Consider the following 22,693-nt stretch of genomic DNA (forward strand, 5'->3'; position numbering starts at 1 on the left):
CGCCAATAATCAGACCGCTCGCCCTTGGCTATTGCAAAAGTCCAAGAGTACCTTGGCCAACGGGTCATGGTTGAGCCGATAAGCCTGCTCAAGGTGCGTCACGGCAATAGAATGGTCCTGCGCAGCTAAGGCGCTGATGCCGACCGCCAGGTAATACTGCGACGCCTGCTCAACCTTAAGTAGCGGCGCCAGCTCCATCCCGCAGCGATGGCATGTGCTGCCTTCGCGGTAGCGAGCACGGCAATTAGGGCAGCGCTGCATCAAGACTCCAGGTAATAAATCAGATCACTTAGCGCATCCACGGCTTCAGCAAGCGCTACGTCGTCGTCACGATCCAAGGTATCGCGGACTTCCTCCATACAATCCACCAAGTCTTCGCTGTCTTCTGGTGATGCGTTTTCCAATAGGCGTTCCGCTTTCTCAATCAGCGCCCTGGCTTGCACAGCGTGGCGCTGTTCGGACTGCCCTTCAGCCACTTCCCCTTCGATCAGGGTTGAAAGCCGCTCGCGGGCCTCTTCAAGCTCCTCGTTGGCAAAGCGTGAGGTGGCATTTTTGATAGTGATACGTTTTTCCAGTCCAGTGCGTTTCTCGCGGGCGCTGACCTCCAGGATACCATTGATATCCAACGTGAAAGTGGTCACGATAATATTGCCTGCTGGCGCATCACTTAAGCCCTCAACGCGAAAATCGCCGATCTGGGTATTATTGAGCGCATCGCGCTCTTCACCCTGAAAGACCTTGACGTCAATAATCTGCTGGCCGTCATGCACGGTGCTAAACGCCTCACTTTTTGTCACCGGAATCGGGGTGTTCTTGCGAATGAGCGGCACATAAACATAAGGGTAGGGTTCGCCATCAAGCTCATCGAGTGCACTGGTGCCGAAAGTATACGGCGTGATATCAACCAATACGCGAGCCATGTTGTCACCGGCGACGAGCGCGCCTTGGATGGCGGCGCCATGGGCCACGCATAAATCCGGGTCGAGTTCGGCGCGGGGCGTCATACCAAGCACTTCTTCCAGACGCTGCTGGACAAGCGGGGTGCGCGTGGCACCGCCCACCAACAGCACCTCATCCAGGTCAGCCACCGTTAGTCTTGCTCCCTCCAGGGCGACATGCACCGCCTCCAGCGTGTCGTTGACCAAAGGTGCGATCATATCCTCATAGTCGTCACGTGAAAGCTCCAGGGAAAGGTGTACCGGCTGACGGTCGTGCTCCAACAGATACTCTTCATCGATACGGGCATAGGGCGCATCGCTCAGGGCAATCTTCGCCGCTTCGGCAGCGCGGGTAATGCGCGCCATGGCAGCGCGGTTATCACGAGGATCGACCTGATGCGCCTCTCTTAGGTGCGCAACGAGGTGATTGACGATACACGTATCAAAATCATCGCCGCCCAAGCAGTTGTTACCGTGGCTTGCGAGAACCTGGTTGATATCTTCCGCCAGACGTACGACGGAGACGTCGAACGTGCCGCCCCCCAGGTCGTAGACCAAGACGTTTTTCGCTTCGCTGTGATGGGCCTCATAAGCCAGCACGGCCGCCGTCGGCTCGTTAATGATACGCTCGACAGCAAGGCCTGCCAGTGCGCCTGCTTCACGCGTGGCTTGACGCTGCGCATCCGAGAAATAGGCAGGCACGGTAATGACCGCTTGCTTCACCTCCGTGCCAAGAAAGGCTTCGGCGGCGCCCTTGAGGCGGCGCAGGATTAACGCTGATATCTCTTGGGGAGTGTAGTGCTTCTCACCCAGAGCAACGTGGGTGTCTTCCCCCATACGCCGCTTGATGGAGCGCAAGGTGCGTTCCGGGTGCAACGCATACTGATTGCGTGCGGTCTGTCCTACCAGCAAGGCACCATCATCCGCCAACCCAACGACGGAGGGCAGCAGGGATTGACCATCCACTTCGATAACATGTACTTGGCCATCGCGCACCACGGCCACTTCGGAGTTTGTGGTTCCAAGATCAATACCGATAATAGGTGTTTTCACAATAACGGGTCCTTAATGTGACGTATGGGTGTCAGGCACCGGTGGCTTATTCACGATGACCTCTGCCAGGCGCAGCAACCGCGTGCCGTGCCAGTAACCGGGACGCAGTTCGTCAAGCACTTCGCCTTCAGGCCGATCAACGTCGTACGCGATATCCGCGGCCTGCATGGTATGCGGATCAAACGGCTGACCGAGACTCTGGACGGGACGCACCTCACGGCGAGTTAAAATACCGTCTAAGCGCTCAAGGTTCATCGCCATACCCTGCGCCATACCGCGAACAAAGGTCGTCGCATCGCTTCGCCGAGCAAGCCACCCGGGTGTGTAACGTTGGGCTTGCGTGTGACCTGCTTGCAGACGATCGCGCAGATCAATCATCTCCAACAGCAGATCGCGCTCTTGTTCGCGCTGCTGAGCCTGGTGCTGTGCGCTTTGCTGAGACAGCTGCTGTTCAAGCCGTGATTTATCCTGTTCAAGCCTATCAAAGAGCTCACGAAACTGCTCCAACGCGGTTTTGAACTGGCGTGATTCGATTTTGACTTCACTTTTGAGCGCAGCAAGTTCGGCCAGTAGCGAGAACAGATCGGGTGCATCCAGCGCTTGCTCGTCAGTCTCCTGCGAACCGGGGGTTTGCAGATAGGTACGAAAGCGCTCCAGCAGTTGTTCCTGTTGGTCCTTGTCCATGCACATTCCTGTTTTCGTTGGTCGCACGTGGGCGTTAGGTTTCACCGCGCAGCAATGCACTAAAGAGCGCACGCGAAGGGCGTTGCGGTGCTTTAACGGGTGAGGTGCGATCGAGCAAATCTTCTGGCGTCGGCGGCTGGGCATCAAACAACTCAAAGGTTAAACGCTTACGCCGTGTGGCAATCTTTTCATAAGCGGCTTGAGCCGCCTGAAAACCTTGGGGGTCGCGTTCCGGCGAATGGCGCTTAATGGCTTCGCGATAGGCACGCGCAATCGTGGTGTCATCTGACGTGGCGTCAACGCCCAATACCAGATAAGGGTTTCTCACGGTTCATACTCCCCTATGTTCATCAGCATATTACTCACAAATTCAGCCACAACTTCAAGCCCGAAATCGCGTTCCATGGCACGCAGTGCTTGCTGTGTTTTTTTATCTAAACCCAAGTCATTACACAGCGCTTCCAGGCCGTGTTCATGCAAATCTGCAAGCACGGCGCTACTCTCCGACGCATGCCCGAAGGGGTTAGCCATTTCGTCGTCAAGCTCGTCTTCGTCAAAGGCCATGGAAGAACCACCAAACAACGGCGCTTCCAAGAAGCGAAAGTGCGCCAGAATCTCGCGCAATCGCGTTGCCGTGCGCATATCGCCGGCCTCGATAGCCCTTGCCTCAGCAGCATCCAGACGTCGAATTTCTTGATCACTCGCTTGCCATTTCTGTCTTGGGTACTTGGCCTCGAATGCATGTAGCACGAAGGTTGGGGCTTTCGACCACTGCTTCAAGGCTGCACGGGCTATCGCCAGCCTCGGTTCTTGCCAGTCGCAACGCTTGAGTAGCTCGCAAAGCTGTACCATGGCATCAAACGTGAGGGGCAAATGCGCGGCCGTTTTAAGCGGTTGCGTAAAATAGCGTTTGAGCGGTTCGGGCAGTTTTTCTGATGTCAGTTGCTCTTGCAGACGTGTGACAAAAGCGTCCAGATCGGCCGTGTCCTGTGCCTGAGGTTTTTTGATGCCGAAGCGTTTCCCCATGTGCGTCGGCGACTCTCCCGCCGCCAGCAGCTCTAGCGCGATATTGAAGTGCGCGGCGAGCCCACCGCCTTGTTGCTCGTATATCTCAAGGAGACTTGCAATGCCGGCTGACGAATCGTTTTGCATTTGCGTCAGTGCGGCGACGATATCGCAGCGTACACTAAAGCGCCCGGTGTCCCACTGCCTGGCTTGCATTAACTCATTGTCTGCCAGGTCGGGGCGCTTGGCGCGCAACTGCTTAGCCGCATGGGCCAAGTGCGCTTTCACGAGGCGCTCGCGTGCGCCGCGATTGATCGGGTCGATGGCGAGAACCTGATGTGCCAGCTTGGCCGCCTTTTTAAACGCCTGACTGGTCACGGCGGTATCCAATGCCGCGGTTAATACCCGCACATCGTTCGGCCAGTGCTGCAATGCCTGCTGTTCAAAGACGCGCGCCTGCTTGAGTTGCTTACCGCGTAAATAGTAGCCGTGTAAGCGCAGATAAGGCTCAGGGTCATCCGGATCATAATCCAGGCTTTCTTCAACGAAGGCAGCAACTTGCCTATCCAAGGCCTCGGGATCTTTGGAAGGTATTTCGTCAAGCAGGTGGAATAGTGCATCCGTGCGCCTAAGGGTCAGCGCAATTCGCAGAGCGTGGTCACTCTCGGGCAATGGCACCGACAACAAGAGCTCATCCGCCAATCTTTCCAAACTATCGTGATGCTCCCAAGGATCCGCTTTTTGGTCTTCTAGATACCACGTTAACAAGCGCAATAGATCGTAGTTGGGCGGTTGAACCGGGCGTTGTTGACGCAGCCATTGCGCGCTGTCGGGGAACTCTTCTACCAACAGACGCAGGGCATGCTCATCAACCCAGGATTTTCCTAGCGTTGTCTGATGGTGATACATTAGTTTAAAAAGCGCCTTGTTAGATGGAGTCGGCCCCAGCTTTTGCAGCGCCTGCTGCATTGACTGACGTGACCGATCCCAACCACGCAGGGTCAGCACAAAGCGCCGCGTTGCCTCGCCCATTCCCGCCAGTTGGGCGGCGGCTTCATTTTCTGGCACACAGGCCAGTTCGGCGGCCTGGCGCAAAGAGGCAAAAGCAGAGGTATCAGCCACCTTGGCCAATCGTGTTTTCGCGTCTTTCGGCGCTTCATCTACGCGCTGGAGCGCCTTGAGAATGTGTACCAAGTCGCGGCAGGGTGAACGAAACGGAATCCCAGCCAGTGCCTGTGTCAGCGCCTCGTCATCGCCATTGCAATAAGCTTCAAGCGCCGTTTCTGCTGCCAGGAGGTGCTGATGTAACGGGTCATCATCAGGCAGCGCGTCGCGTATCGCGGCGTTCCCCGCCAGGCTGTGGGCGGCTAACTTCGTACGCAGCACATCGCGCTCAGCACGGGAAATCCCCTCAGTAGCGGATCCGTTTAATAATGCGACGGCTTCATTGGTGTTTCCCAAACGCAGCAGCACGTCCGCATAGGGCAAGCGCACCGGCGCGACATCACTGCCTAACATACGTCGGTTATGCCAAATCACTAGGGCTTCTTTATCCATGCCTTTGTCGGCGAGTGCCATCGCACGTCCTTCATAGGCCTGGGCAAGATATTGACGCGTCTGCACAGTATCTGTCTGCTTTAAAAGCAACTTGAGAGTGGAAATCGCCTCGCGAAAGCGCCCTTCCTCAAGCGCTTTCTGCGCTTCTTGCGTTAACGTTTCACTGTCCGCGTGATGGAGTGTTGCCGGTGTCTTACTCCGTAGATGCCCTTTACGCTTTTTTTTCGCCATAATCGTCGTCACTTACGGGTTATCGGATACCAAAATACCATGTGCCTCAGATCTGAAACCGCCATTATCTCAAACTTCAGTTGGCGTAATCACGCGAGAACGCGGCCAATGACGCTTTCAGGTCTTTCTCCGCAATCGGGGCACCAATGCTACGGAACTTCCAATTGCTGTTATGGCGATACAAGCTACCCATAATCATGCTCACTTTGCCCCCGAACGTCGGGTCGTTAGCCACGTCAAATGTTGCAAATACGCTGCCGGTACCGGCCTTGCCGTTGTGGATACGAATGCCAGCAAACGGGATCTCACCGAAGTTCTGCTGTGAGAAAGAATTCAACACTAAGGCTAGTGTCGTAACCTCACTTGGTACCTGATTTAGGTTAATTTGGACGACTTCATTATCTTCGCCATCATCGCCGCCAGTGTCACCTGTCCGGTCATCGCCACTGTGATTGATAGAGCCACACTTAGATTTTAGCTGACGAAACCATACGGTATCGACCAGATTGCCTTGGGCATCAAACATGCCCACAGAGGCGTCTAGGTCAACGGCAACGTGTTTTTTGCCAAAAAAACCTTTCTTTTCGATTGCGCCCCAGTTCACACCGATTTCAATGTAATCCAAGGTATCACCATCTTCTTTTTCAAGACTGATGCGTTGGCCTTTTGCGAGGTTAATAGACATAGTGAATGCTCCATTTTTTTAAGTGATTGCCGTGTATCGGCATTGGGTTTAACGAATGTTGGGTAGGCTAATAGTGGCGGTCTGGTCTGCTTTAGTCAGGTTGATCATTGGATTCTCGCTGGCTGGGTAATTAAACAGTGGCTTGCAAAGCGACGACCCGTTTGGCCCAACTAACGTGACACGTCGCTTCTAGCATCTGGCCACTGTCTTTAAACACCGCTTCCGCACTGTTGAGCAGGGCGTGGGCCTGAGGCTGCTGGCGGGCCATGGCTTGAGTAAAATGCTCTTCGATCAGCGCTACTTGCGCAGGATGAACGCAGGTCTTGGCATAAAATCCCCAGGCTATGTCTTGGGCTACTTCACGAGATAGGGTGTCGGGTTCCCCAATTAAATCACACACGGGGGCTGACAGCTCGAAGCCGGCAGGCCTGAAAACGGTAATGAGCCGCTCAATAGTTGATCGCAAAGGAGTGTCGTAAAGCGTTTGACCGGGCTGGCGCTTAAGGCCCAGGGCACCTAAAAGATCATTAGCACCAATACGTAGCGCGATGATCGGGTTACATAGGGCTTGCACCGCTTTAAGGGTGGCGATCACGCTGTTTTCACTAAACAACGCCGGGGTTTCGAGCGTTGGCATAATGGCGAGCTCCTTGTGGCGATTCAGTACCTCGCGCCATGCGGACATGGTGGTATCGTCGAATTTGGGTATGACCATCCCATCGATACGTGCCATCGCGTCAGACGACTCCAATAGCTGGCGCAGCACAAAGGGATTACGCGGCCTGACAAAGCGCAGGAACGATACGTCTTGTGGTGCCGCCTTCAACGCTTTTATCAATCGTTGCACGGCCCAGGCGACGGCGTCGGGTGTCACCGCGTCTTCCGTACACAGGATGATCGATCGTGCATCATGGCAGCCAACGGCTAAAATCTGATCGAGCGCTTTGTGGGTGGCGGGCACATAGAGCGATGCGCCTAGTTGGCCATAATGGGGTGTCGCCATTAGATAGCCTCCACTGTGGAAAGCGCTTTGATTAATGAGCAGGCATGGAAGGGCATATCAGGGCATACATCCACCGGTACGTTTTTTTCTTTTGCCAGCAGTATGAGATGCTCGACATCTGGGTGAGCGGTATCACGCACCATTAACAGGGCCGGGACGCGACGCAGCATGACGCGTGTGGCCTCAGCAATTCCCGGCTTGATGTGATTGATGTCGTCAACGCCATAATCGCGTTGGATCTGTCCGAGCATTTCTTGCATCAAGAACCGCTGGCGCGTGAGTTCGCCCTCCGCTGGGAGAGGCGTGTTGTCAAACGGCTGCGATAAATAGACGGCGACGCGCTCTATGAACGCCTGTGATTGGTCGTATGGCGCCAAGTCGGCATATAGGACACAGCCATGAAAAGCGCCCTTGGGTACTTGGTGGTTGAGGACCGAGCGCGATACAAGCCCTGAAACAGTGGCGTTGAGAATGCCCGATGGAATGGCATAGTCCTCACACGTTGCCGCGTAATCAGCCGTACCGCCAATGTCAGAAATGACCGCCAAACGGGTAGAAACGGTGCTTTTACCTTGGGCACGTCGGGCAGTGTTGTAGCGCGCCATATCTGAACGCAATTCACGAGTAATCACACCTTTTGCGGTCCATGCATCGACAAATACAATGCGCTTAGCCTCTACGCCGACATCATCCAGCAGATAATCCAGCGCCGCGGTATCGATGCCTCGATCACGAATAATGGAGACGCTGTAGTGCTGGCATGCTTGATCTTCATAATTCACTAGGGCACGTCGGAGCAGTGCGCCCGCTGGGGTGCCAGCACGCACCAAGCTGACCAGCGTAATGGGTGAGGCGCTACCCCCCAAGTCGGTTACCAACTGATGGGCCAGCTGGCGCACTTCACGCGCTAGCCTTGGGGCGTAGCGCGCGCAGAGGATCTCAAATAACGTCAGGTATCGAGGGCTTGGCGCCTCTTCACGATGAATCATTTCACTGTAGTGGGCTTGGCCTGTTTGAATGCGGCGCTCTTTCTCTTCAATCGAGAGATATTCTGGCGCTATCGGAGTGAGCAGAAACTGGCAGTCATCCGGCTGGTAAGAACCGTAAAAGGGCGCGAGCGCGGTCATTGGGCGAGTTCCTTTACTGCGTTCCAAACTTGGCTACGCGTGGGCATTACGGCCATATCGCTATGCGTCATGAAAGGTAGATCCGATAGGCTGTCGCCAAGCGCGATGATGGTGTCTTCTGGTTGACGCTTAAGCACCTCTTCGAGAAGAAACCGGCAAGCCTCTGATTTGCAGGTGTAGAAAGGTCGCAGCGCGGCATTACGGGTGTTGGTATGAAGCGATAATCCATGTGCCTGAGCCACCTCGTTGAGTAGCGCGTGAGCCTCGATAGACAGCTCCCCCGTTGCCTTGATCGACAAATAGACCGGCACTGACAGGTCTTCTAGCTGACGCAGCGTAAACTGCAGGTGCGGCACTACCCGTGGCAGTGCCTCGCTAAGGTCAGCGTAGGCCCGGCCGATAGCAAGGTGCGCATCATCCATATGCGGCGCCAGACGCGATTGCCACGCCGGTAACACTTGGCCTTCAAACGTGACCAGTGCGCCATGGCTCACCACGGCATATTCCCGTGGGAAGGATAGTGACACGCGATCCAGCGCATAGCTGGTTCTACCCGTTACCGGAATAATCAGGTCGGCCGCGCCACTGAACAGCTCCCACAGCATGCGTTGCTGGTGGGTCTGAAACGAAAGCGCAGCGCCGTCTCTATCGACAGCGGCGAGCTGAACGCGCTCAGCGTTGCCAGGTAATGACCGCTCACTGGCGAACAGCGTATCGTCGAGATCCGTCAGTAGGATCAATCGGCCACGGCTCATGCTACTTGCCCTTGTGCGTTGTGAGCATGCAGGCGGTGGGCGGCTTCAAGCGCTTGGCTTAAATGAGGCAAGCCGATGCCATCAAAGGCCAGTGGTACACGCTGTAGCGGTGCGTTGTAAAGGAAGTGGGTTTTGCTGCTGTCGCCAGGAGCGGGGTGTTCAAGCTTATTGGCCACTTCATCACCCAAGGCAATGGGTGAGCGTGTTGAGCTTTGAAACAACACATCCATTCCGGCTGTTTCTAACGCCAGCGCAGCACGGAAGGGAGTATCTAAGAACTCGCCCATGCCGTACACCACATGGGGCTTATTGACATGCAGGTTCCGTGAGAAAAATTCGTCTTCCAGTAATGTCTCGTAGGTACCAAATACCATGCCATAAAGACCCTGCCGCTCCAGTGGCAGCGGCGCTGACTGCGCCGATAGTGCGTCGCAGAAATCGACATCGACATTAGCAGGCAGGGTGGCCTGATACTCTGGGTTGGCCGCGAAGGAAAAGGTCCCCGCCATCAGCTGTACGAAGTTAATCTCGATATTTGACGGTAGCAGTGACAACAGTTGTGCTCGCGCTGCTTCATCTAGCCAGCTAACGATCGACACAATGTGCAGGCGTTTAACCCGTGAGAGCTCGGGCTGCTCGATTAGCGCATGGGCTAACTGAGCCAAGGTGCGACCCGTGGATATCTCATCATCGACAAGCACAAGATCCTCAGTCGTTTTGACGGCGTGCAGCGCATCGCCTTCCAGTCGAGCCATGTGCATCGTATCAGCGTGCGAGTGTGCCTCGCGGATGCGTAACCAGGGATCAGGCACCAAAAAGCGGGTGGTGTGATGAAAGACGCTATGTTCATGCAGCCTGCCAAGATGGCGGGCAACGCCGGCGCCCAAACCGACGGCTGTTTCCGCCATGCCGACCACATAAGCGGTGCTGCCACGCAGCTTGATGGCCTGCGCTAACTCGGCATGAATAGCGTCCATTTTGGAAGGCCGCACCGGTACATGCTTGCCCAGCACGCGGGAAACGAACAGATAGCCGCGACGCGGGTTTAGCCGAGACGCAAAGGCGATTAATTCGTCAAGGCGGTGGCCATTTTCGGTCAATGTAAGCGTCAGCCGTCCGGCCTGGATGTCTTTAATCAATCTTGGCGTGCTCATAGAACAGTATTCCAATCAGTATATAGGCTCTGAAAAACCGACTGATCGCACCAGAAACAGCTTTTCAGAACAAACATCGCCCAGCATCGGAAGCTGGTGTCATGATGAGTGGGAGCCGAGGCTCCCACTCTTGCGCTCGTTTAAGAAGCGTTTAACCCATACTTGGAGGCGAGGTCACCCAGGCCACCGCTAAAGCCTTGGCCGATGGCACGGAATTTCCATTCGCCGTTGTTCCGGTAGAGCTCACAGAAAATCATGGCATCTTCTACCGAGTAATCTTCTGACAGGTCGTAACGCACGACTTCCTGGTTATTGTCTTCGTTGATAACGCGAGCGAAGGCGTTTTCAACCTGACCGAAGTTCTGGCCACGTGCAGCGGAATCGTGGATGGTGACCGCGACAGCAATTCTATCGACGTCAGCGGGCACCGTGGAAAGGTCGACCTTGATGACTTCATCATCGCCTTCGCCTTCACCCGTGAGGTTATCGCCCGTGTGCTCAACAGAGCCATCGGCAGACTTTAGATTATTGTAGAAAATGAAATCTTTATCACTGCGGCACTTGCCATCGCTATTGACCATAAAGACGCTGGCATCCAGATCAAAGTCTTGACCGGTGGTGACGCGAGGGTCCCAGCCCAGGCCAATACGGATTTGCTTGATACCGGGTGATTCTTTGCTCAGCGAGATGTTGCCGCCTTTGGAGAGCGAAATTGACATGTGTTAATACCTCATCATTAGTTGCGAGAAAAACAGACTAAGCACCCGCTTAGCCCTAGTAAAGGCCTTTTGGCAGGCCGTAACTGGGTAGGAATGCCCTCAAGCTAAGCTACCAGTAAAGCTATTGGCCTTGGCTGCAAAACGTCATTAGCGACCTTCCTTGTAAAACTCACTTACGACCATGGAATACCGATGACTGATCCACCCCCAACGATATCAGATTCACGCTTGTATTGGGGCAGGTTTGAGTCAGCGACAGGCCACCAAGCACCCTGGCCTTGATGACAGCAAAATAAGTCGTGAGTTGCGTCGTAACGCGACGAATGATGTTTATTACCTCGAGCTAGCCCGGCGCCAGAGCAATGATCGGCGGCGAACCCCTGCTTTTCGCCCAAAGGGCGGGGAGTGGGCAAGAAACACACAGATAAGAAGAGTGTCTGAACTTAGGGTATGTTGTTAACTCAAGCGAGAGTTAATGAGCAGGGGCGGCAATTCATCAGTTCTTCCCTGGTACGTTGAACTCAGCGTTTAAGTCGAATTTTAAAAACCCCGAGGCATCGTAAGGTGTAAGGTGTTTTTAATACGCCCCTACCCAATAAGATGAAGGATGGGGCAAGTAGGTTTGTATGTTGCTAGGGTGGTGCAGTCACTCAACGTAAAAATTAATCAATCACTCGACAACATTTAATCAGATGATTGTCGACGCTGTTAAGGGAAGCATAAGTGATGGGTACCGAACTGATTGCAGGGCAAAACGCCAAACTCAATGACGCACAGCTGACGTTTAGTCTTGATGTGGGAAACGACCAAGGGGCTGGCCTAGACGCCTCAGTCATTCTGCTGGCTAACACAGGGAAGGTGTCGAGCGATGATGACTTTATCTTCTTCAACCAACCCAAGCACCCGTCAGGTGGCGTAGAACAAAAAGACGGGTCGACGTTTTCGGTCGATCTGAGCAAGGTGCCTGGGCACCTTGAGCGCATAGCCTTCGTCCTCACCGTTGATCCTGGGCTATCCGCGCTGTCGAGCGGCTACCGTTTTGACCTTAAGGGGGCTGGTGAACAGTTTGAATTCATTGGTCAAGGCGCTGGGCGTCAGGAGAAGTCGCTCATTGTGTGCGAATTGTACCGTCGCAATGGTGATTGGAAAGTGAAAGTCGTTGACCAGGGCTTTGCCGGTGGCATGGCGCCGCTTGCCGAGCATTTTGGCGTTGATGTCGACAGTGATTCTAAGCCAGCTCCCTCGCCAACACCGGCCCCGGAACCAGCCCCTCCCAAGCCCCAGGAGAAGCCATCGATTAATCTTAGCAAGATCACCCTTGATAAAAAGGGCGACACTATTTCGCTTGAGAAAAAGTCAGCCACCTTCGGCAAAATTCATGTGAACCTCAATTGGGATCAAACCGAGGGGGCGGGCGCCAGCAAAAAAGGCCTATTCGGATCGTTACTGGGCGGCAAGCAAGGGGGGATCGATCTTGATCTTGGCTGTATGTTCGAGTTTAAAGACGGTACCAAAGGGATTGTTCAAGCCCTTGGCAATAACTTCGGCAGCCTGGAAAAAGCGCCCTATATCTTCCTGGATGGCGACGATCGCACGGGGTCAGTGAATCAAGGTGAGAATCTGTATCTGAATGGCGAGCATTGGGGTGACATCAAGCGTGTGATGGTCTTTGCCTTCATTTATGAAGGGGTTGCGAACTGGGCACAGACCAATGGTCGCGTATCGATTAAAGCCCCTGACCAGCCTGAAATCGAAATTCGCATGGACGCCAGCGGGAAAAACGAGAACTTCTGTGTGATTGCGATGCTGGAGAATCAAAACGGTGCCCTGAATATTTCTAAAGAGGTGAACTACTTCGGTAGTCATAAGCCAGCGGATAACCATTATGGCTTTGGTTTCCAGTGGAAAGCCGGCACTAAGTAACGACATAACGTTGCCCATTTCAATCTGAGCAAACACTGAGCAAGGAGCTACAATGGATCGTCGTTTACCTATCTACCTACTTATCGACTCGTCGGGTTCAATGCGCGGCGAGCCGATACAGTCAGTCAACGTCGGCTTGACTGCCATGCTATCGGCGCTGCGCCAGGACCCTTATGCCCTCGAAACGGTTTACCTATCAATCATCACCTTTGATCACGAAGTGAAAGAGCTGCTCCCCCTGCAGGCCTTAGAAAGCGCCCAGGTGAATGACATCGAACTACCACGCTCCGGTGCAACGCACATGGGCGAAGGCCTCAATAAGATCTGTGACTGCGTAGAGCGGGATATCCTAACGTCCACGTCCGACCAGAAGGGCGACTTTCGGCCGATGCTGTTTGTGATGACCGATGGCTCGCCCTCCGATCTGATGGAGTTTGACGCGGCGGTAGCGCGCATCAAAGGTATGAAGTTTTCCGAGATCATCGCCTGCGCGGCTGGCCCCAAGGCGAAACAAGAGCACCTTAAAAAGTTCGCGACCAAAACGGTCAGTCTGGAAAACATGGACAGCGCGGGCTTTGCGAATTACTTCCAATGGGTGTCAGCGTCCATTGCGGCTAATGCCAGCGGCCAACAAAACGGGGCGGGTGACGACATCACGTTGCCACCACCCCCGGATGAAGTGCAGGTCGTCCTGTAACCGAGGTATTAATGAGACGCTTACCCATTTTCTTTGTGCTGGATGTTTCGGAATCCATGGCCGGTGAACCTCATGCTCAACTGCAGCGGGCGATGGAGTCTATCGTTGAGCAACTTCGCCAAGACCCAAGCGCCCTGGAGACCGTGCATATTTCGATCATCGCTTTTGCCGGGCAGGTGGGTACCGTGGTGCCTATGGTGGATCTGATAAGTTTTTATCCCCCGCGCTTACCGCTTGGCGGCGGGACGGCCCTGGGGGAAGCCCTGGATGAACTGATGACCCGCATTGAGGTGGACGTGAAAAAAACCTCGCCCAATCAGCGCGGAGACTGGGAGCCGGTCATCTACCTATTAACCGATGGCCGCCCAACTGATCGCACCGATGCCGCTATCAAACGCTGGCGCCAACACTACGCCAGCCGCGCGCATTTGATTGCCGTTACTCTTGGTGGTGCTGCGGATACCCAAGTGCTCAAGCAGCTGACCGATGACGCGGTGTCGCTGGACAACGGTAGCGGCGAAGATTTGAGCCGCTTTGCTCGCTGGGTTTCCGCGTCGGTCGCCGCCCAGAGCCAAGCGCTGGATGTGGGTAAAAACGCGCCCGGGATATCACTTGCCAAAGCGAGCGATGTGGGGATCAGCTTGGTGAAGGACAGTGACGCGGCGCCTGTCGACGATCAAGTTGTGGTGTTCACGGGCCGCTGCCATCGCCACAAGAAGCCGTACCTGCTCAAATACAACGCCGTTCCGCCGGTACCGGGTAATTTTGGCGCGTCAGCCGCCCAGGGTATTTATGGGCTTGAAGGTGTCTATCCGCTTGGCGAAGAGTATTTCGAGTGGTCGTCACAGAGCAGCACGAACGCAACGGTTAGCAGCGACCAACTAGAAGGGGTGCCGCCTTGTCCCCACTGTGGTGCGGTCACCACGTTTGCATTATGCGGCTGCGGCAAACTGATGTGTTGTAACGGTCCCGGCCAGCAAACGTGCCCTTGGTGTGACGCTAACGTAGTGTTTGGTCAAGGTAGCGGGGGCACCGGTTTTGATGTGGGCAGGGGACAAGGGTGAAGCATTCACAAGACTACTACCGGCGTGTCATTAACAGCTTGTTTGGAGTGCCAGGGCAGCGGGTGAAAGATCACGTGATGGATCAGGTGCTCAACGAGACGGAGGCTGCAGCGTTAATAGATGAATTTTACGACCGCTTTAATGACGTCATGCTAGTGCATTTTAATCAGGCAAAAGAGGATGGCACGAAAGCAAAAGAAGCGGGTCACGCCTCGACGCCAGGCCTCCCCATCTGCAATAGCGAGGAATGCGAAGTGTCCGAACATCACAATGCCAACTCTGGCAATGCTCCCCAAGATCGGTCAGCGGACGCACCCATCCAGCCGGGCGATATCCCCTCCGAGGCGCCTGCAGAAGCGCCAGTACCGATAGTCGCGTCTCGTGCCGAGAGCCTCCCGAATGGTCGTTCGGGGCAGCCCTATGACGTTTGCCTTGATGAGTTGCTGGATGACTTGCCCGCGAAGCTGCAGCTTGAAGATGACGGTGGCAGTAACCTGTCATTGTCCGATGACCGTCGGCTGCAGGGCACACCGACTGCCCAGGGGGCTCACCAATTGGAAGTGCAAGGTCTTGATGAGCAGGGCGAAACGATACTGCAGCTCACGCTCAAGCTGGCGCTGATCCCCAGCTCTCGCGACCTGTGGAAAAATCTGCCGTCAGACCCCGACGTTCCCTATGCCAAGCCCGATGAAGAGGTTGATCGTCTAAGCGGTGGCGATGGATGGCAAATGGCCATGGGCTCCCAGCGCGGTCGGTCTCATGCCCATAGGGGAGGGCAGCGTGATGATCATGGCACTATCGCCCGGGCAACGACAGGCTGGAATGTGTTGATCGTGGGGGATGGCGCGGGGTCGTGTGATTACGCTCGCCAGGGAAGTTTATTAGCAACGACCGTGGCTCGCGATAAGCTGTTGAGCTCATTGGCGGCAAACGAGGGGGCCGCTTTGGAAGCTGCTGCGCTTGCGTGGTGGAAAGGGGGTGATCGTTCTCGCATGTCGCAGGCGTTACTGGTACCCCTGCAGCAGACGATGATTACCGCGGTGCATGCGGGCCATCGAGCGATTGCCGAGGAAGCCAAAGCCTCTGGTCACCCGGCGAAAGCGTTTTCGACAACCTTGCTGCTCGCGCTGCATAAAGAAACGCCTGATGGTCATATCGTCGTGACGTTTGGGATTGGCGACGGCGCGGTGGCAGCGCTCTACGAGGATCGGCAGGCCCAGATGTTGAACACGGCGGACTCAGGCCAGCATGCCGGGCAAACTCGTTTTCTTGACGCGCCACTTTTCCAAGAGGCTGAGGGGCTTTACCAGCGGGTGAAGATTAACGTTTTCTCTTCACTGGAGGCTCTCATTGTCGCCACTGATGGCCTGACCGACCCAAAATTCACGTCTGATAATGATATGCACGACGGTGAAAGCTGGTGGACGCTCTATGATGAGCTGGCGCCGGCCCTGTCAGCCCCCAACGATGATTCTGAGCGCGACCCGCTACAGGACTACCTGAGCTTTTTTGTTGAGCGTCATCACGACGACCGGACGTTGGCAGTGCTTTATCGTGACAGCGTCGCTTCAGCGGTTATGGGCGGCGCGGAGATCACGGCATGAGCGCCCCCATCATTACGCTAACCACCTCTAACGGTGAGCAAGTCCAGTTTCGTGACAAAATCATCGCCAGCGGCGGTATGAAAGATGTCTACGCCAGCCCAGACAAACGCTATGTGGTTGCCTTTTACCGCGCCCAGCTAGATGACGCAGCCCGACAGCGCCTTGAGATGATTACCGGTGCCTACCGTGAGCGTATCTTTGACAATGAGCAGGGCGCCTATTGGGAACAACTGTACTGTTGGCCCACGGCAACGGTGGAGCACAACGGGCGGACCGGGGTAGTGGCACCGTTTTATCGTGACCACTTCTTTTTTGAGCATGGTTCATTCAACGACGACATGCTCAAGATTCAGGGCAAGGACAAGGAAGGCAAGTGGTTTGCGTCGCCCAACAACCAATTCAAGTTTTTGGACGAACGGGAGCGTGGCAACTGGCTTAACTACCTGCAGCTCTGCTTACGGCTGTCTCGCGCCGTTCGCCGATTGCATGCGGCAGGGCTCGCCCACAGTGATTTGAGCTACAAAAATGTACTGTTGGCACCGACGACCGGCAACGTCTGTATCATCGATATGGATGGCCTGGTCGTGCCCGACCGGTTCCCCCCAGAGGTCGTGGGCACCCCCGACTTTATTGCGCCTGAATGCATCGCAACGAGCCACTTGCCTAAGACTGACCCACAACGGGTATTACCCAGTATTTTTACTGACCGGCACGCACTGGCCGTTATGGTCTATTCGCTGCTGCTGTTACGCCATCCCTTGCGTGGGCAAAAAGTGCATGCCGATGACCCCAGTGAAGATGAGCGCCTCACGATGGGCGAGCAGGCGCTGTTCGTAGAGCATCCCAGCGACAACCGTAATCGCCTCAACCCTACTGAAGCGACAAAATCAACTGAACTGCCCTGGAAAGATCCTCAAAAGCTGCCTTACACCGTCACCGGTCCTTACCTAACGGCGTTGTTCGATCGTGCCTTTATCGACGGGCTGCATGACCCCCGTAGTCGTCCCAGCGCGGATGAGTGGGAGGTTGCCCTGGTTAAAACGGTAGACCTAATTCAGCCCTGCCAAAATAGCGCCTGCCAGCAAGCTTGGTTTGTGTTCGATAACACCACGGCGCCGCGCTGCCCCTTCTGCCAAACTCGGTACCAGGAAAAGCTGCCGGTGATTAACCTCTATTCCTCGCGGGGAGATCGTTATCGGCCGGATAACCATCGCTTGATGGTGTACTCAAATCAGAGCGTTTTCCCCTGGCACGTTGATCGCACAATTATACCTAACGAACGGCTTGGTGATGAGCATAAATCGCGTGTGGGCTACTTCGTGCTGCACCAGCAGCGGTGGTTCTTGGTCAACGAACACATGCCTGATTTGAAGAATGCCGTGACAGGAGATGCCGTGCCAATTGGCGGCAAGGTTGAGCTGGAGGACGGTCTACAGCTGCTCACCGGCAAGTCACCGGGTAGCCGGTTGTTCTATCTGCAGATGGTATAGAGGTGTCTCCGAGGGTTATCGGTATTGGCGAGTTGTCACCCAGATCGCACTGCCCTTGGCAAGCGACAGTGCCATCTGATTGCCTTGTTTGCGAAATCTGTCGATACGCTAGATCAGAGATTAACAGCCAGTAAGCTGTCTGACAGCGTGTACTGCGCGATGATGAAGGCGATATAGCACGCTGCCATTATGCCGCCTGTTATGCGTCCGATCTTGCCCACAAAGAGCAGGAAGGCCGCAAAGACGAGGGTCACAAGGACGACCGCGTAGATGTCGAAGGATGTAAAACGTGGATCAATCAACAAAGGCTTGGCGACGGCAGAAAGCGCCAGGACCGACAGAATATTGAAGATGTTGCTGCCAATGATACCGCCTACGATCATGTCGTTTTGGCCCTTGCGAGCGGCAGCTACACAGGCGGTCAGCTCAGGCAGCGAGGTGCCAAAGGCAATAAGGGTCATACCGATCACGGCTTCGGGCACGCCGAGTGCAACACCGCCAGCAACCGCTCCCTGAACCAGAATCTCGGACCCGATCAGCAGGGTTAAGATGCCGACAAGCAGCATAAGTCCTGGAAAGCGGCTACCGGTATCGTGCTCTTCCACTTCGTCTACGTCGAGCTTGCTAGCCTTGTACTGGTAGAACACGTAGCCAGCAAGCGCGATGACCATCACCAGACCTCCCCAGGCTGGCAGGATACCGGCGACTACCGCCGCCACCATACCGGCCGTGGCAGCCAGCATGACGACCGTGTCTAGAGCCACGTCGGCGCGGCTGAAGACAACAGGTGCAATCAGGGCTGACACCGCAATCACCATGAAGACGTTGGCAATGTTTGAGCCAATCACGTTGCCGACCGAAATGCCGGGAAAACCAGACAGGTTGGCGTTGACAGAGGTGAAAAGTTCCGGCGCAGAGGTGCCAAACGCCAGGACGGTGGCGGCAATGAAAAGCTTTGATAATCCTGACCGTCCGGCGACCGTCACGGCGTTATCGACCGTCCAATCTCCTCCCTTGATCAGCAGCCAAACGCCAAACGCAATTGCGCCGAATGCAATCAGGGAAAGTTGGTAAGTGCTGAGTTCGTGCATGTTGGTTCCAGAAGAATAAAAAACGGCGAAAAGAGAGGACGGTTTTTGTCGTTGAAGGGGTTATAGATCGAACTCTTCAGGCTTGAGACCAAGCTCCTGTGCGATTTCTCGCACCACGGCTTTCTCGTCGTCATCGAAATCGCCATCGGCCGCACCAATGGCGCACACGACACGCACAATGACCCGGGCTTGATCTTCCTTGCCGCGTACCTTGCCGACGGTCTGCAGGGCATTGGCCTTGCCGATTTCATGATCGAATTCGAAATCGCCAACGGCTTTGTTGAACACCTCAATCACCTGCCGAATGTCGAAATGCTTCAGCTCGTCCGAGCGCTCTAAAAACGCTGCCATCTTCTGCTTTTCCGAGGCATCGACGGTGCCGTCAGCCGCGGCGACGAGGGCGCAGCCAGAGACGATTGCTTCCATAAAGGTACGGTTTTTGAACTTCGCTACCTCAGCTGTCAGGTTTTCACGTGCCTTAGTAACGTTTTCTTTTAGCCAATTAAGTGCCATCTTGCTTCTCCAGTCTGATAATGAACCATTTTGAAATTTAGCGGACTTGATCGGATAGCCTATCAAGCGCCTTTGAGGTCCGCGAGGCGGATACGTTGCACAGCTTGTGGCGAATGGTCATTGATGCTACGACAATGTCGTATGGGTGTATTTTACGATGGTCCTTTGTCATCCTCGTGCCCGGAGCTGCCATTGTCCGACAGGAATTCATCGCGAATGCGTTGGCTGTCATCGTTGTTGCGGCTGGTAATGCGTGCCTGCTCTGCTTGAATTTCTCGTTCGGCGCGGTCTGCCTCGCGACGGGCATGCAGTTGCCGGGCAGCGCGACGAACCCGCCAGGCGACATAGGCACCCCCCAACGCCAGCAAGGTTAGGACAACGATATTGAACAGCGGAAAGTGACGGTAGCCCGGCTCGACTTGCCAGGCCTTCACTGCGTTCGGAAACATCGAGAAGATTGGAACACGCCAGCCGTAATGCCGAACGGCCACTAAGTTATTTTCGTCCTGTGAAATCGAGCGGGCACGAGTGTGCAGGTCGGAGCTATCGAACTTTCCGTACAAAATTGCATCTTCGTTGCGGTAATTGCGCGGATCACCTTCCTGGTTTTCTGCCAGGATAAAGTACACGTCCATAGTGCTGACAGAGCTACCGGATTCACTGTTCTCGTTGTTATTCTGGGTATCTACCCGCTTAACATCGGTACCGATCAGGCGCACGACATCAACCTGCGGTAGGGCATAGTATAAAGCGGCGCCGACTGCGATCAAAGCCGCGCCAACCAGGGCATATCCAAGGCGTTTCATTGATCATTTTCCTTAGGGTTAAGGTTTCGTAGCGACATGTTCTGTTGCTGATACACTCTGCATCTACACTATCAGTGCCTACCCGGCGCTATGTCTATTTGGCTTGGTGGCAAGGCTTTAGCAGGTTTCTATTGAAGATCACAGAAATGGACATTGCATTGTCTGATGATAAATGTAATCGCATTTGAGCTATCGGTGATAATGACATTCGTGAGCGTCTTCGGCAACTTTGCTTCGATACCGAAGTAGCAGGCCCTAGCAGGGGTGATCTCTAGGCTGCCTGAGGCAAAACGCTGGCTCGACGAGAGCGCCTAGCCGAATAGGCAGCGGATACGAGGTGTTAAGGCGTGATGAGATGGCCATCGCCATTTCAGAAAATTCCCATTGCCACCAAGCGGCCACCCCTGCATATTACCCGACAGCCAAAGCATAGCGTTCTCATTGCGAATGCAGGACTTATTAACCAATCACGAGGTACCTATGTCGCAGCAAGTTGTCCTTACTACCTCGTCACATCTTGAAGGCTATCGAGTCATCGAGCATGTCGACATTGTTTCGTCTGAGTGTGTATTCGGCATGAACGTGCTCAAGGATATGTTCGCGGGCTTTCGCGATTTCTTTGGCGGCCGCAATAAATCATCTCAGAACGCATTGCGTGATGCGCGTATTGCTTGCCTTGATGAATTGCGTACAGAGGCAGCTCAAATGGGCGCCAACGCTGTGATTGGCATTGATCTTGATTACAGCGAGATTTCAGGCGGCGGCAAGTCGATGCTGTTCTTGGTTGCTACAGGTACGGCGGTGAAGGTGAGGAGAGCGTAATTGAACCGATGACGGTTCGTTGGGGGCTTGTAGATGACGGGAACAAGTTGTCAACGGTACCAGCGCGATTGGAAGTCCTGCTCGACGGAAGCGTCAATATAAAAACTGCGTCACTATTCAAGTGGCTGCACGAGAGGTTCGCCAACCCGTAGTTCTTATCTGGAATAGTAGCGCCATTCAATTTGTAAACGCACTGTAGCTAATTCGTCGGCGCAAGTTGCTTCATAGGGGTAGCTAAATGTTATGTTATAATGTAACAATAATAGAATTGATGATATTGATGTGCATCTGAACCCCCAACTACCGCTCGCTTATGCCCACCGTGGAGACGCCATGACAGCGACGATTCGCCTCTATAACACGCTGACGCGCGCTAAAGAACCGCTCCGCACCGAACGCCCCGACCGGGTGACCCTGTATGTCTGTGGCCCCACGGTATATAACTTTGCGCATATTGGTAACGCCCGCCCGGCGGTGATTTTTGACGTGCTGGCGCGCTTGTTAAGGTATGACTACCCCGAGGTCGTCTACGCGCGCAATTTTACCGACGTGGATGACAAGATTAATGCCGCGGCGGCAGACGCTGGCGTGCCGATTGGTGCGATCACCGAGCGCTATATTGAGGCCTACCACCAGGATATGCAGGCGCTGGACGTACTGCCACCGGATATAGAGCCCCGGGTGACCGGGCATATCCCTGACATTATCCAACTGATCGGCACATTAATCACCCGCGGTCATGCCTATGTAGCCCAGGGCCATGTGCTGTTTGATGTGGCCTCTTACCCCGAGTATGGGGCGCTGTCGGGTCGCCGTCCTGATGACATGCTGGTCGGCGCCCGGGTCGAAGTTGCCCCCTACAAGCGTAGCCCCCTCGATTTCGTGCTCTGGAAGCCTTCAACACCAGAAATGCCCGGCTGGCGGAGCCCTTGGGGCCGCGGGCGACCCGGCTGGCACGTGGAGTGCACGGCGATGATCGGCCAGCACCTGGGGCATACCCTCGATATTCACGGCGGCGGCCAGGATCTGATCTTTCCTCACCACGAGAACGAAATTGCCCAGGGCACCTGCGCCCACGGCGCGCTTTACTGCCATACCTGGGTGCACAACAGCTTTATCACCGTCGAGGGGCAGAAAATGTCCAAGTCCATTGGCAACGTACTGCTGGTACGCGATCTGCTCAGCCAGGCGCCCGGTGAAGCGGTTCGCTTTGCACTGCTGGCGACCCACTACCGCCACCCGCTGGACTGGAATGCCCAGCGGTTGGCCCAGGCGCGGCAAACCCTGGCGCGCTGGTACCGCCGCCTAGCCGCTGTCACTGGGGATGAGCAGGCTGAAGGAGAACAGAATGCGTGGAAGAGCGTAGCGCCGGATGTCGAGGTGCTGGAAGCCCTGCGCGATGACCTCAATGTGCCCCGCGTCATCAGCCGCCTGCACGCGCTATCAAGCGCGATTAGCGATGCTACCAATAAAGAAAATGCACGCTTAGCCGCCCAACGGCTGCGTGCCTCTGCCGCGTTGGTCGGCTTATTACAGCAACCGGCAGCAAGCGCCTTAAACGCCCTGCGGGAACTGCCAGATCAAGCCTCGCCACAGCGGCTGCCCGCCAGCCGGGTTGAGGCATTGATAGCAGAACGCCATCAGGCCCGCCAGCAGCGCGATTTTGTCCAGGCAGATGCCCTGCGCCAAACGCTTGAAATGGCCGGTGTGGTGATAAATGACACTCCACAAGGCACTCAGTGGCAGTTCGCCGACGCGGTGACGGTATGAAG

Annotated in this window: 21 protein-coding genes; 7 read left to right on the forward strand and 14 right to left on the reverse strand. The window is 55.1% G+C overall.

From position 1 onward, the window contains the following. Positions 1-9: 9 nt before the first annotated feature. The 11 genes from M8006_RS07120 to M8006_RS07170 all read right to left on the reverse strand — a co-directional run bounded on the left by M8006_RS07120 (position 10) and on the right by M8006_RS07170 (position 10,911). The gene (locus tag M8006_RS07120; RefSeq protein WP_250080766.1) at positions 10-261 is read right to left on the reverse strand and encodes a hypothetical protein; all 252 of its coding nucleotides are present in this window, start codon (positions 259-261) and stop codon (positions 10-12) included. Further along, positions 261-1,991, reverse strand: coding sequence for an Hsp70 family protein (locus tag M8006_RS07125; RefSeq protein WP_250080767.1), 1,731 nt, complete (start codon positions 1,989-1,991; stop codon positions 261-263). Before M8006_RS07125 ends, M8006_RS07120 begins: the two co-directional genes overlap by 1 nt. A 12-nt stretch (positions 1,992-2,003) precedes the next feature. Continuing rightward, complete coding sequence (locus M8006_RS07130; RefSeq protein ID WP_250080768.1) at positions 2,004-2,675, reverse strand: nucleotide exchange factor GrpE; 672 nt, start codon at positions 2,673-2,675, stop codon at positions 2,004-2,006. A 34-nt stretch (positions 2,676-2,709) separates the two neighbouring features. Next, on the reverse strand, positions 2,710-3,003 hold the full coding sequence (locus tag M8006_RS07135) for a J domain-containing protein (protein WP_250080769.1): 294 nt from the start codon (positions 3,001-3,003) through the stop codon (positions 2,710-2,712). Continuing rightward, positions 3,000-5,468 (reverse strand): tetratricopeptide repeat protein, encoded by a 2,469-nt coding sequence (locus tag M8006_RS07140; protein WP_250080770.1) that lies wholly within the window; start codon positions 5,466-5,468, stop codon positions 3,000-3,002. The genes M8006_RS07135 and M8006_RS07140 overlap by 4 nt, the downstream gene beginning before the upstream one ends. 76 nt (positions 5,469-5,544) lie before the next feature. Beyond that, positions 5,545-6,153: a TerD family protein gene (locus M8006_RS07145; RefSeq protein WP_250080771.1), complete on the reverse strand. Its 609-nt coding sequence runs from the start codon at positions 6,151-6,153 to the stop codon at positions 5,545-5,547. A gap of 130 nt (positions 6,154-6,283) precedes the next feature. Next, positions 6,284-7,156, reverse strand: a complete 873-nt coding sequence (locus M8006_RS07150) for an aldolase/citrate lyase family protein (RefSeq protein WP_250080772.1) — start codon at positions 7,154-7,156, stop codon at positions 6,284-6,286. Beyond that, a complete protein-coding gene (locus tag M8006_RS07155; protein ID WP_250080773.1) occupies positions 7,156-8,283 on the reverse strand; it encodes a cysteine protease StiP family protein in 1,128 nt (375 codons plus the stop codon). The genes M8006_RS07150 and M8006_RS07155 overlap by 1 nt, the downstream gene beginning before the upstream one ends. After that, the gene (locus M8006_RS07160) at positions 8,280-9,038 is read right to left on the reverse strand and encodes an HAD family hydrolase (RefSeq protein ID WP_250080774.1); all 759 of its coding nucleotides are present in this window, start codon (positions 9,036-9,038) and stop codon (positions 8,280-8,282) included. The genes M8006_RS07155 and M8006_RS07160 overlap by 4 nt, the downstream gene beginning before the upstream one ends. Further along, positions 9,035-10,192, reverse strand: coding sequence for a phosphoribosyltransferase domain-containing protein (locus M8006_RS07165; protein WP_250080775.1), 1,158 nt, complete (start codon positions 10,190-10,192; stop codon positions 9,035-9,037). The genes M8006_RS07160 and M8006_RS07165 overlap by 4 nt, the downstream gene beginning before the upstream one ends. Before the next feature lie 140 nt (positions 10,193-10,332). Continuing rightward, the gene (locus tag M8006_RS07170) at positions 10,333-10,911 is read right to left on the reverse strand and encodes a TerD family protein (RefSeq protein ID WP_250080776.1); all 579 of its coding nucleotides are present in this window, start codon (positions 10,909-10,911) and stop codon (positions 10,333-10,335) included. Between the two features lie 726 nt (positions 10,912-11,637). Between M8006_RS07170 and M8006_RS07175 the strand changes: the two genes are divergently transcribed. The 5 genes from M8006_RS07175 to M8006_RS07195 are packed head-to-tail and all read left to right on the forward strand — an operon-like array spanning position 11,638 to position 17,689. Then, on the forward strand, positions 11,638-12,834 hold the full coding sequence (locus M8006_RS07175) for a TerD family protein (RefSeq protein ID WP_250080777.1): 1,197 nt from the start codon (positions 11,638-11,640) through the stop codon (positions 12,832-12,834). 52 nt (positions 12,835-12,886) lie between these two features. Further along, complete coding sequence (locus M8006_RS07180) at positions 12,887-13,531, forward strand: VWA domain-containing protein (protein WP_250080778.1); 645 nt, start codon at positions 12,887-12,889, stop codon at positions 13,529-13,531. An 11-nt stretch (positions 13,532-13,542) separates the two neighbouring features. Next, the gene (locus M8006_RS07185; protein WP_250080779.1) at positions 13,543-14,595 is read left to right on the forward strand and encodes a TerY-C metal binding domain-containing protein; all 1,053 of its coding nucleotides are present in this window, start codon (positions 13,543-13,545) and stop codon (positions 14,593-14,595) included. After that, a complete protein-coding gene (locus M8006_RS18265; RefSeq protein ID WP_250080780.1) occupies positions 14,592-16,199 on the forward strand; it encodes a protein phosphatase 2C domain-containing protein in 1,608 nt (535 codons plus the stop codon). Before M8006_RS07185 ends, M8006_RS18265 begins: the two co-directional genes overlap by 4 nt. Further along, the gene (locus tag M8006_RS07195) at positions 16,196-17,689 is read left to right on the forward strand and encodes a helix-hairpin-helix domain-containing protein (RefSeq protein ID WP_250080781.1); all 1,494 of its coding nucleotides are present in this window, start codon (positions 16,196-16,198) and stop codon (positions 17,687-17,689) included. The genes M8006_RS18265 and M8006_RS07195 overlap by 4 nt, the downstream gene beginning before the upstream one ends. A 113-nt stretch (positions 17,690-17,802) precedes the next feature. Here M8006_RS07195 and M8006_RS07200 read toward each other — a convergent pair whose 3' ends face one another. From M8006_RS07200 to M8006_RS07210, 3 genes are all read right to left on the reverse strand, one after another. After that, positions 17,803-18,780, reverse strand: coding sequence for a calcium/sodium antiporter (locus M8006_RS07200; protein ID WP_250080782.1), 978 nt, complete (start codon positions 18,778-18,780; stop codon positions 17,803-17,805). Positions 18,781-18,840: 60 nt separating this feature from the next. Next, positions 18,841-19,293 (reverse strand): tellurite resistance TerB family protein, encoded by a 453-nt coding sequence (locus tag M8006_RS07205; protein ID WP_250080783.1) that lies wholly within the window; start codon positions 19,291-19,293, stop codon positions 18,841-18,843. Between the two features lie 152 nt (positions 19,294-19,445). Continuing rightward, positions 19,446-20,099, reverse strand: a complete 654-nt coding sequence (locus M8006_RS07210) for a DUF1523 family protein (RefSeq protein WP_250080784.1) — start codon at positions 20,097-20,099, stop codon at positions 19,446-19,448. 480 nt (positions 20,100-20,579) lie between these two features. On the opposite strand from M8006_RS07210, the gene M8006_RS07215 reads away from it, so the two are divergent. Continuing rightward, positions 20,580-20,921, forward strand: a complete 342-nt coding sequence (locus M8006_RS07215; protein ID WP_250080785.1) for a YbjQ family protein — start codon at positions 20,580-20,582, stop codon at positions 20,919-20,921. A 333-nt stretch (positions 20,922-21,254) separates the two neighbouring features. After that, entirely contained in the window at positions 21,255-22,691 is a 1,437-nt protein-coding gene (gene cysS, locus M8006_RS07220) for a cysteine--tRNA ligase (protein ID WP_250080786.1), read from the forward strand. Positions 22,692-22,693: the final 2 nt, after the last annotated feature.

Origin of the sequence: Halomonas llamarensis (assembly GCF_023555005.1) — a bacterium.
Classification (GTDB): Bacteria; Pseudomonadota; Gammaproteobacteria; order Pseudomonadales; family Halomonadaceae; genus Vreelandella; species Vreelandella llamarensis.

Excerpts from the sequence above, each read along its gene's own strand:
- M8006_RS07200 (WP_250080782.1), bottom strand. The coding sequence starts at position 18,780 with ATGCACGAACTCAGCACTTACCAACTTTCCCTGATTGCATTCGGCGCA.
- M8006_RS07185 (WP_250080779.1), top strand. The coding sequence starts at position 13,543 with ATGAGACGCTTACCCATTTTCTTTGTGCTGGATGTTTCGGAATCCATG.
- M8006_RS07150 (WP_250080772.1), bottom strand. The coding sequence starts at position 7,156 with ATGGCGACACCCCATTATGGCCAACTAGGCGCATCGCTCTATGTGCCC.
- M8006_RS07165 (WP_250080775.1), bottom strand. The coding sequence starts at position 10,192 with ATGAGCACGCCAAGATTGATTAAAGACATCCAGGCCGGACGGCTGACG.
- cysS (WP_250080786.1), top strand. The coding sequence starts at position 21,255 with ATGACAGCGACGATTCGCCTCTATAACACGCTGACGCGCGCTAAAGAA.
- M8006_RS07140 (WP_250080770.1), bottom strand. The coding sequence starts at position 5,468 with ATGGCGAAAAAAAAGCGTAAAGGGCATCTACGGAGTAAGACACCGGCA.
- M8006_RS07130 (WP_250080768.1), bottom strand. The coding sequence starts at position 2,675 with ATGGACAAGGACCAACAGGAACAACTGCTGGAGCGCTTTCGTACCTAT.
- M8006_RS07195 (WP_250080781.1), top strand. The coding sequence starts at position 16,196 with ATGAGCGCCCCCATCATTACGCTAACCACCTCTAACGGTGAGCAAGTC.
- M8006_RS07175 (WP_250080777.1), top strand. The coding sequence starts at position 11,638 with ATGGGTACCGAACTGATTGCAGGGCAAAACGCCAAACTCAATGACGCA.
- M8006_RS07120 (WP_250080766.1), bottom strand. The coding sequence starts at position 261 with ATGCAGCGCTGCCCTAATTGCCGTGCTCGCTACCGCGAAGGCAGCACA.
- M8006_RS07205 (WP_250080783.1), bottom strand. The coding sequence starts at position 19,293 with ATGGCACTTAATTGGCTAAAAGAAAACGTTACTAAGGCACGTGAAAAC.
- M8006_RS07210 (WP_250080784.1), bottom strand. The coding sequence starts at position 20,099 with ATGAAACGCCTTGGATATGCCCTGGTTGGCGCGGCTTTGATCGCAGTC.
- M8006_RS07170 (WP_250080776.1), bottom strand. The coding sequence starts at position 10,911 with ATGTCAATTTCGCTCTCCAAAGGCGGCAACATCTCGCTGAGCAAAGAA.
- M8006_RS07160 (WP_250080774.1), bottom strand. The coding sequence starts at position 9,038 with ATGAGCCGTGGCCGATTGATCCTACTGACGGATCTCGACGATACGCTG.
- M8006_RS07145 (WP_250080771.1), bottom strand. The coding sequence starts at position 6,153 with ATGTCTATTAACCTCGCAAAAGGCCAACGCATCAGTCTTGAAAAAGAA.
- M8006_RS07215 (WP_250080785.1), top strand. The coding sequence starts at position 20,580 with ATGTCGCAGCAAGTTGTCCTTACTACCTCGTCACATCTTGAAGGCTAT.
- M8006_RS07180 (WP_250080778.1), top strand. The coding sequence starts at position 12,887 with ATGGATCGTCGTTTACCTATCTACCTACTTATCGACTCGTCGGGTTCA.
- M8006_RS07155 (WP_250080773.1), bottom strand. The coding sequence starts at position 8,283 with ATGACCGCGCTCGCGCCCTTTTACGGTTCTTACCAGCCGGATGACTGC.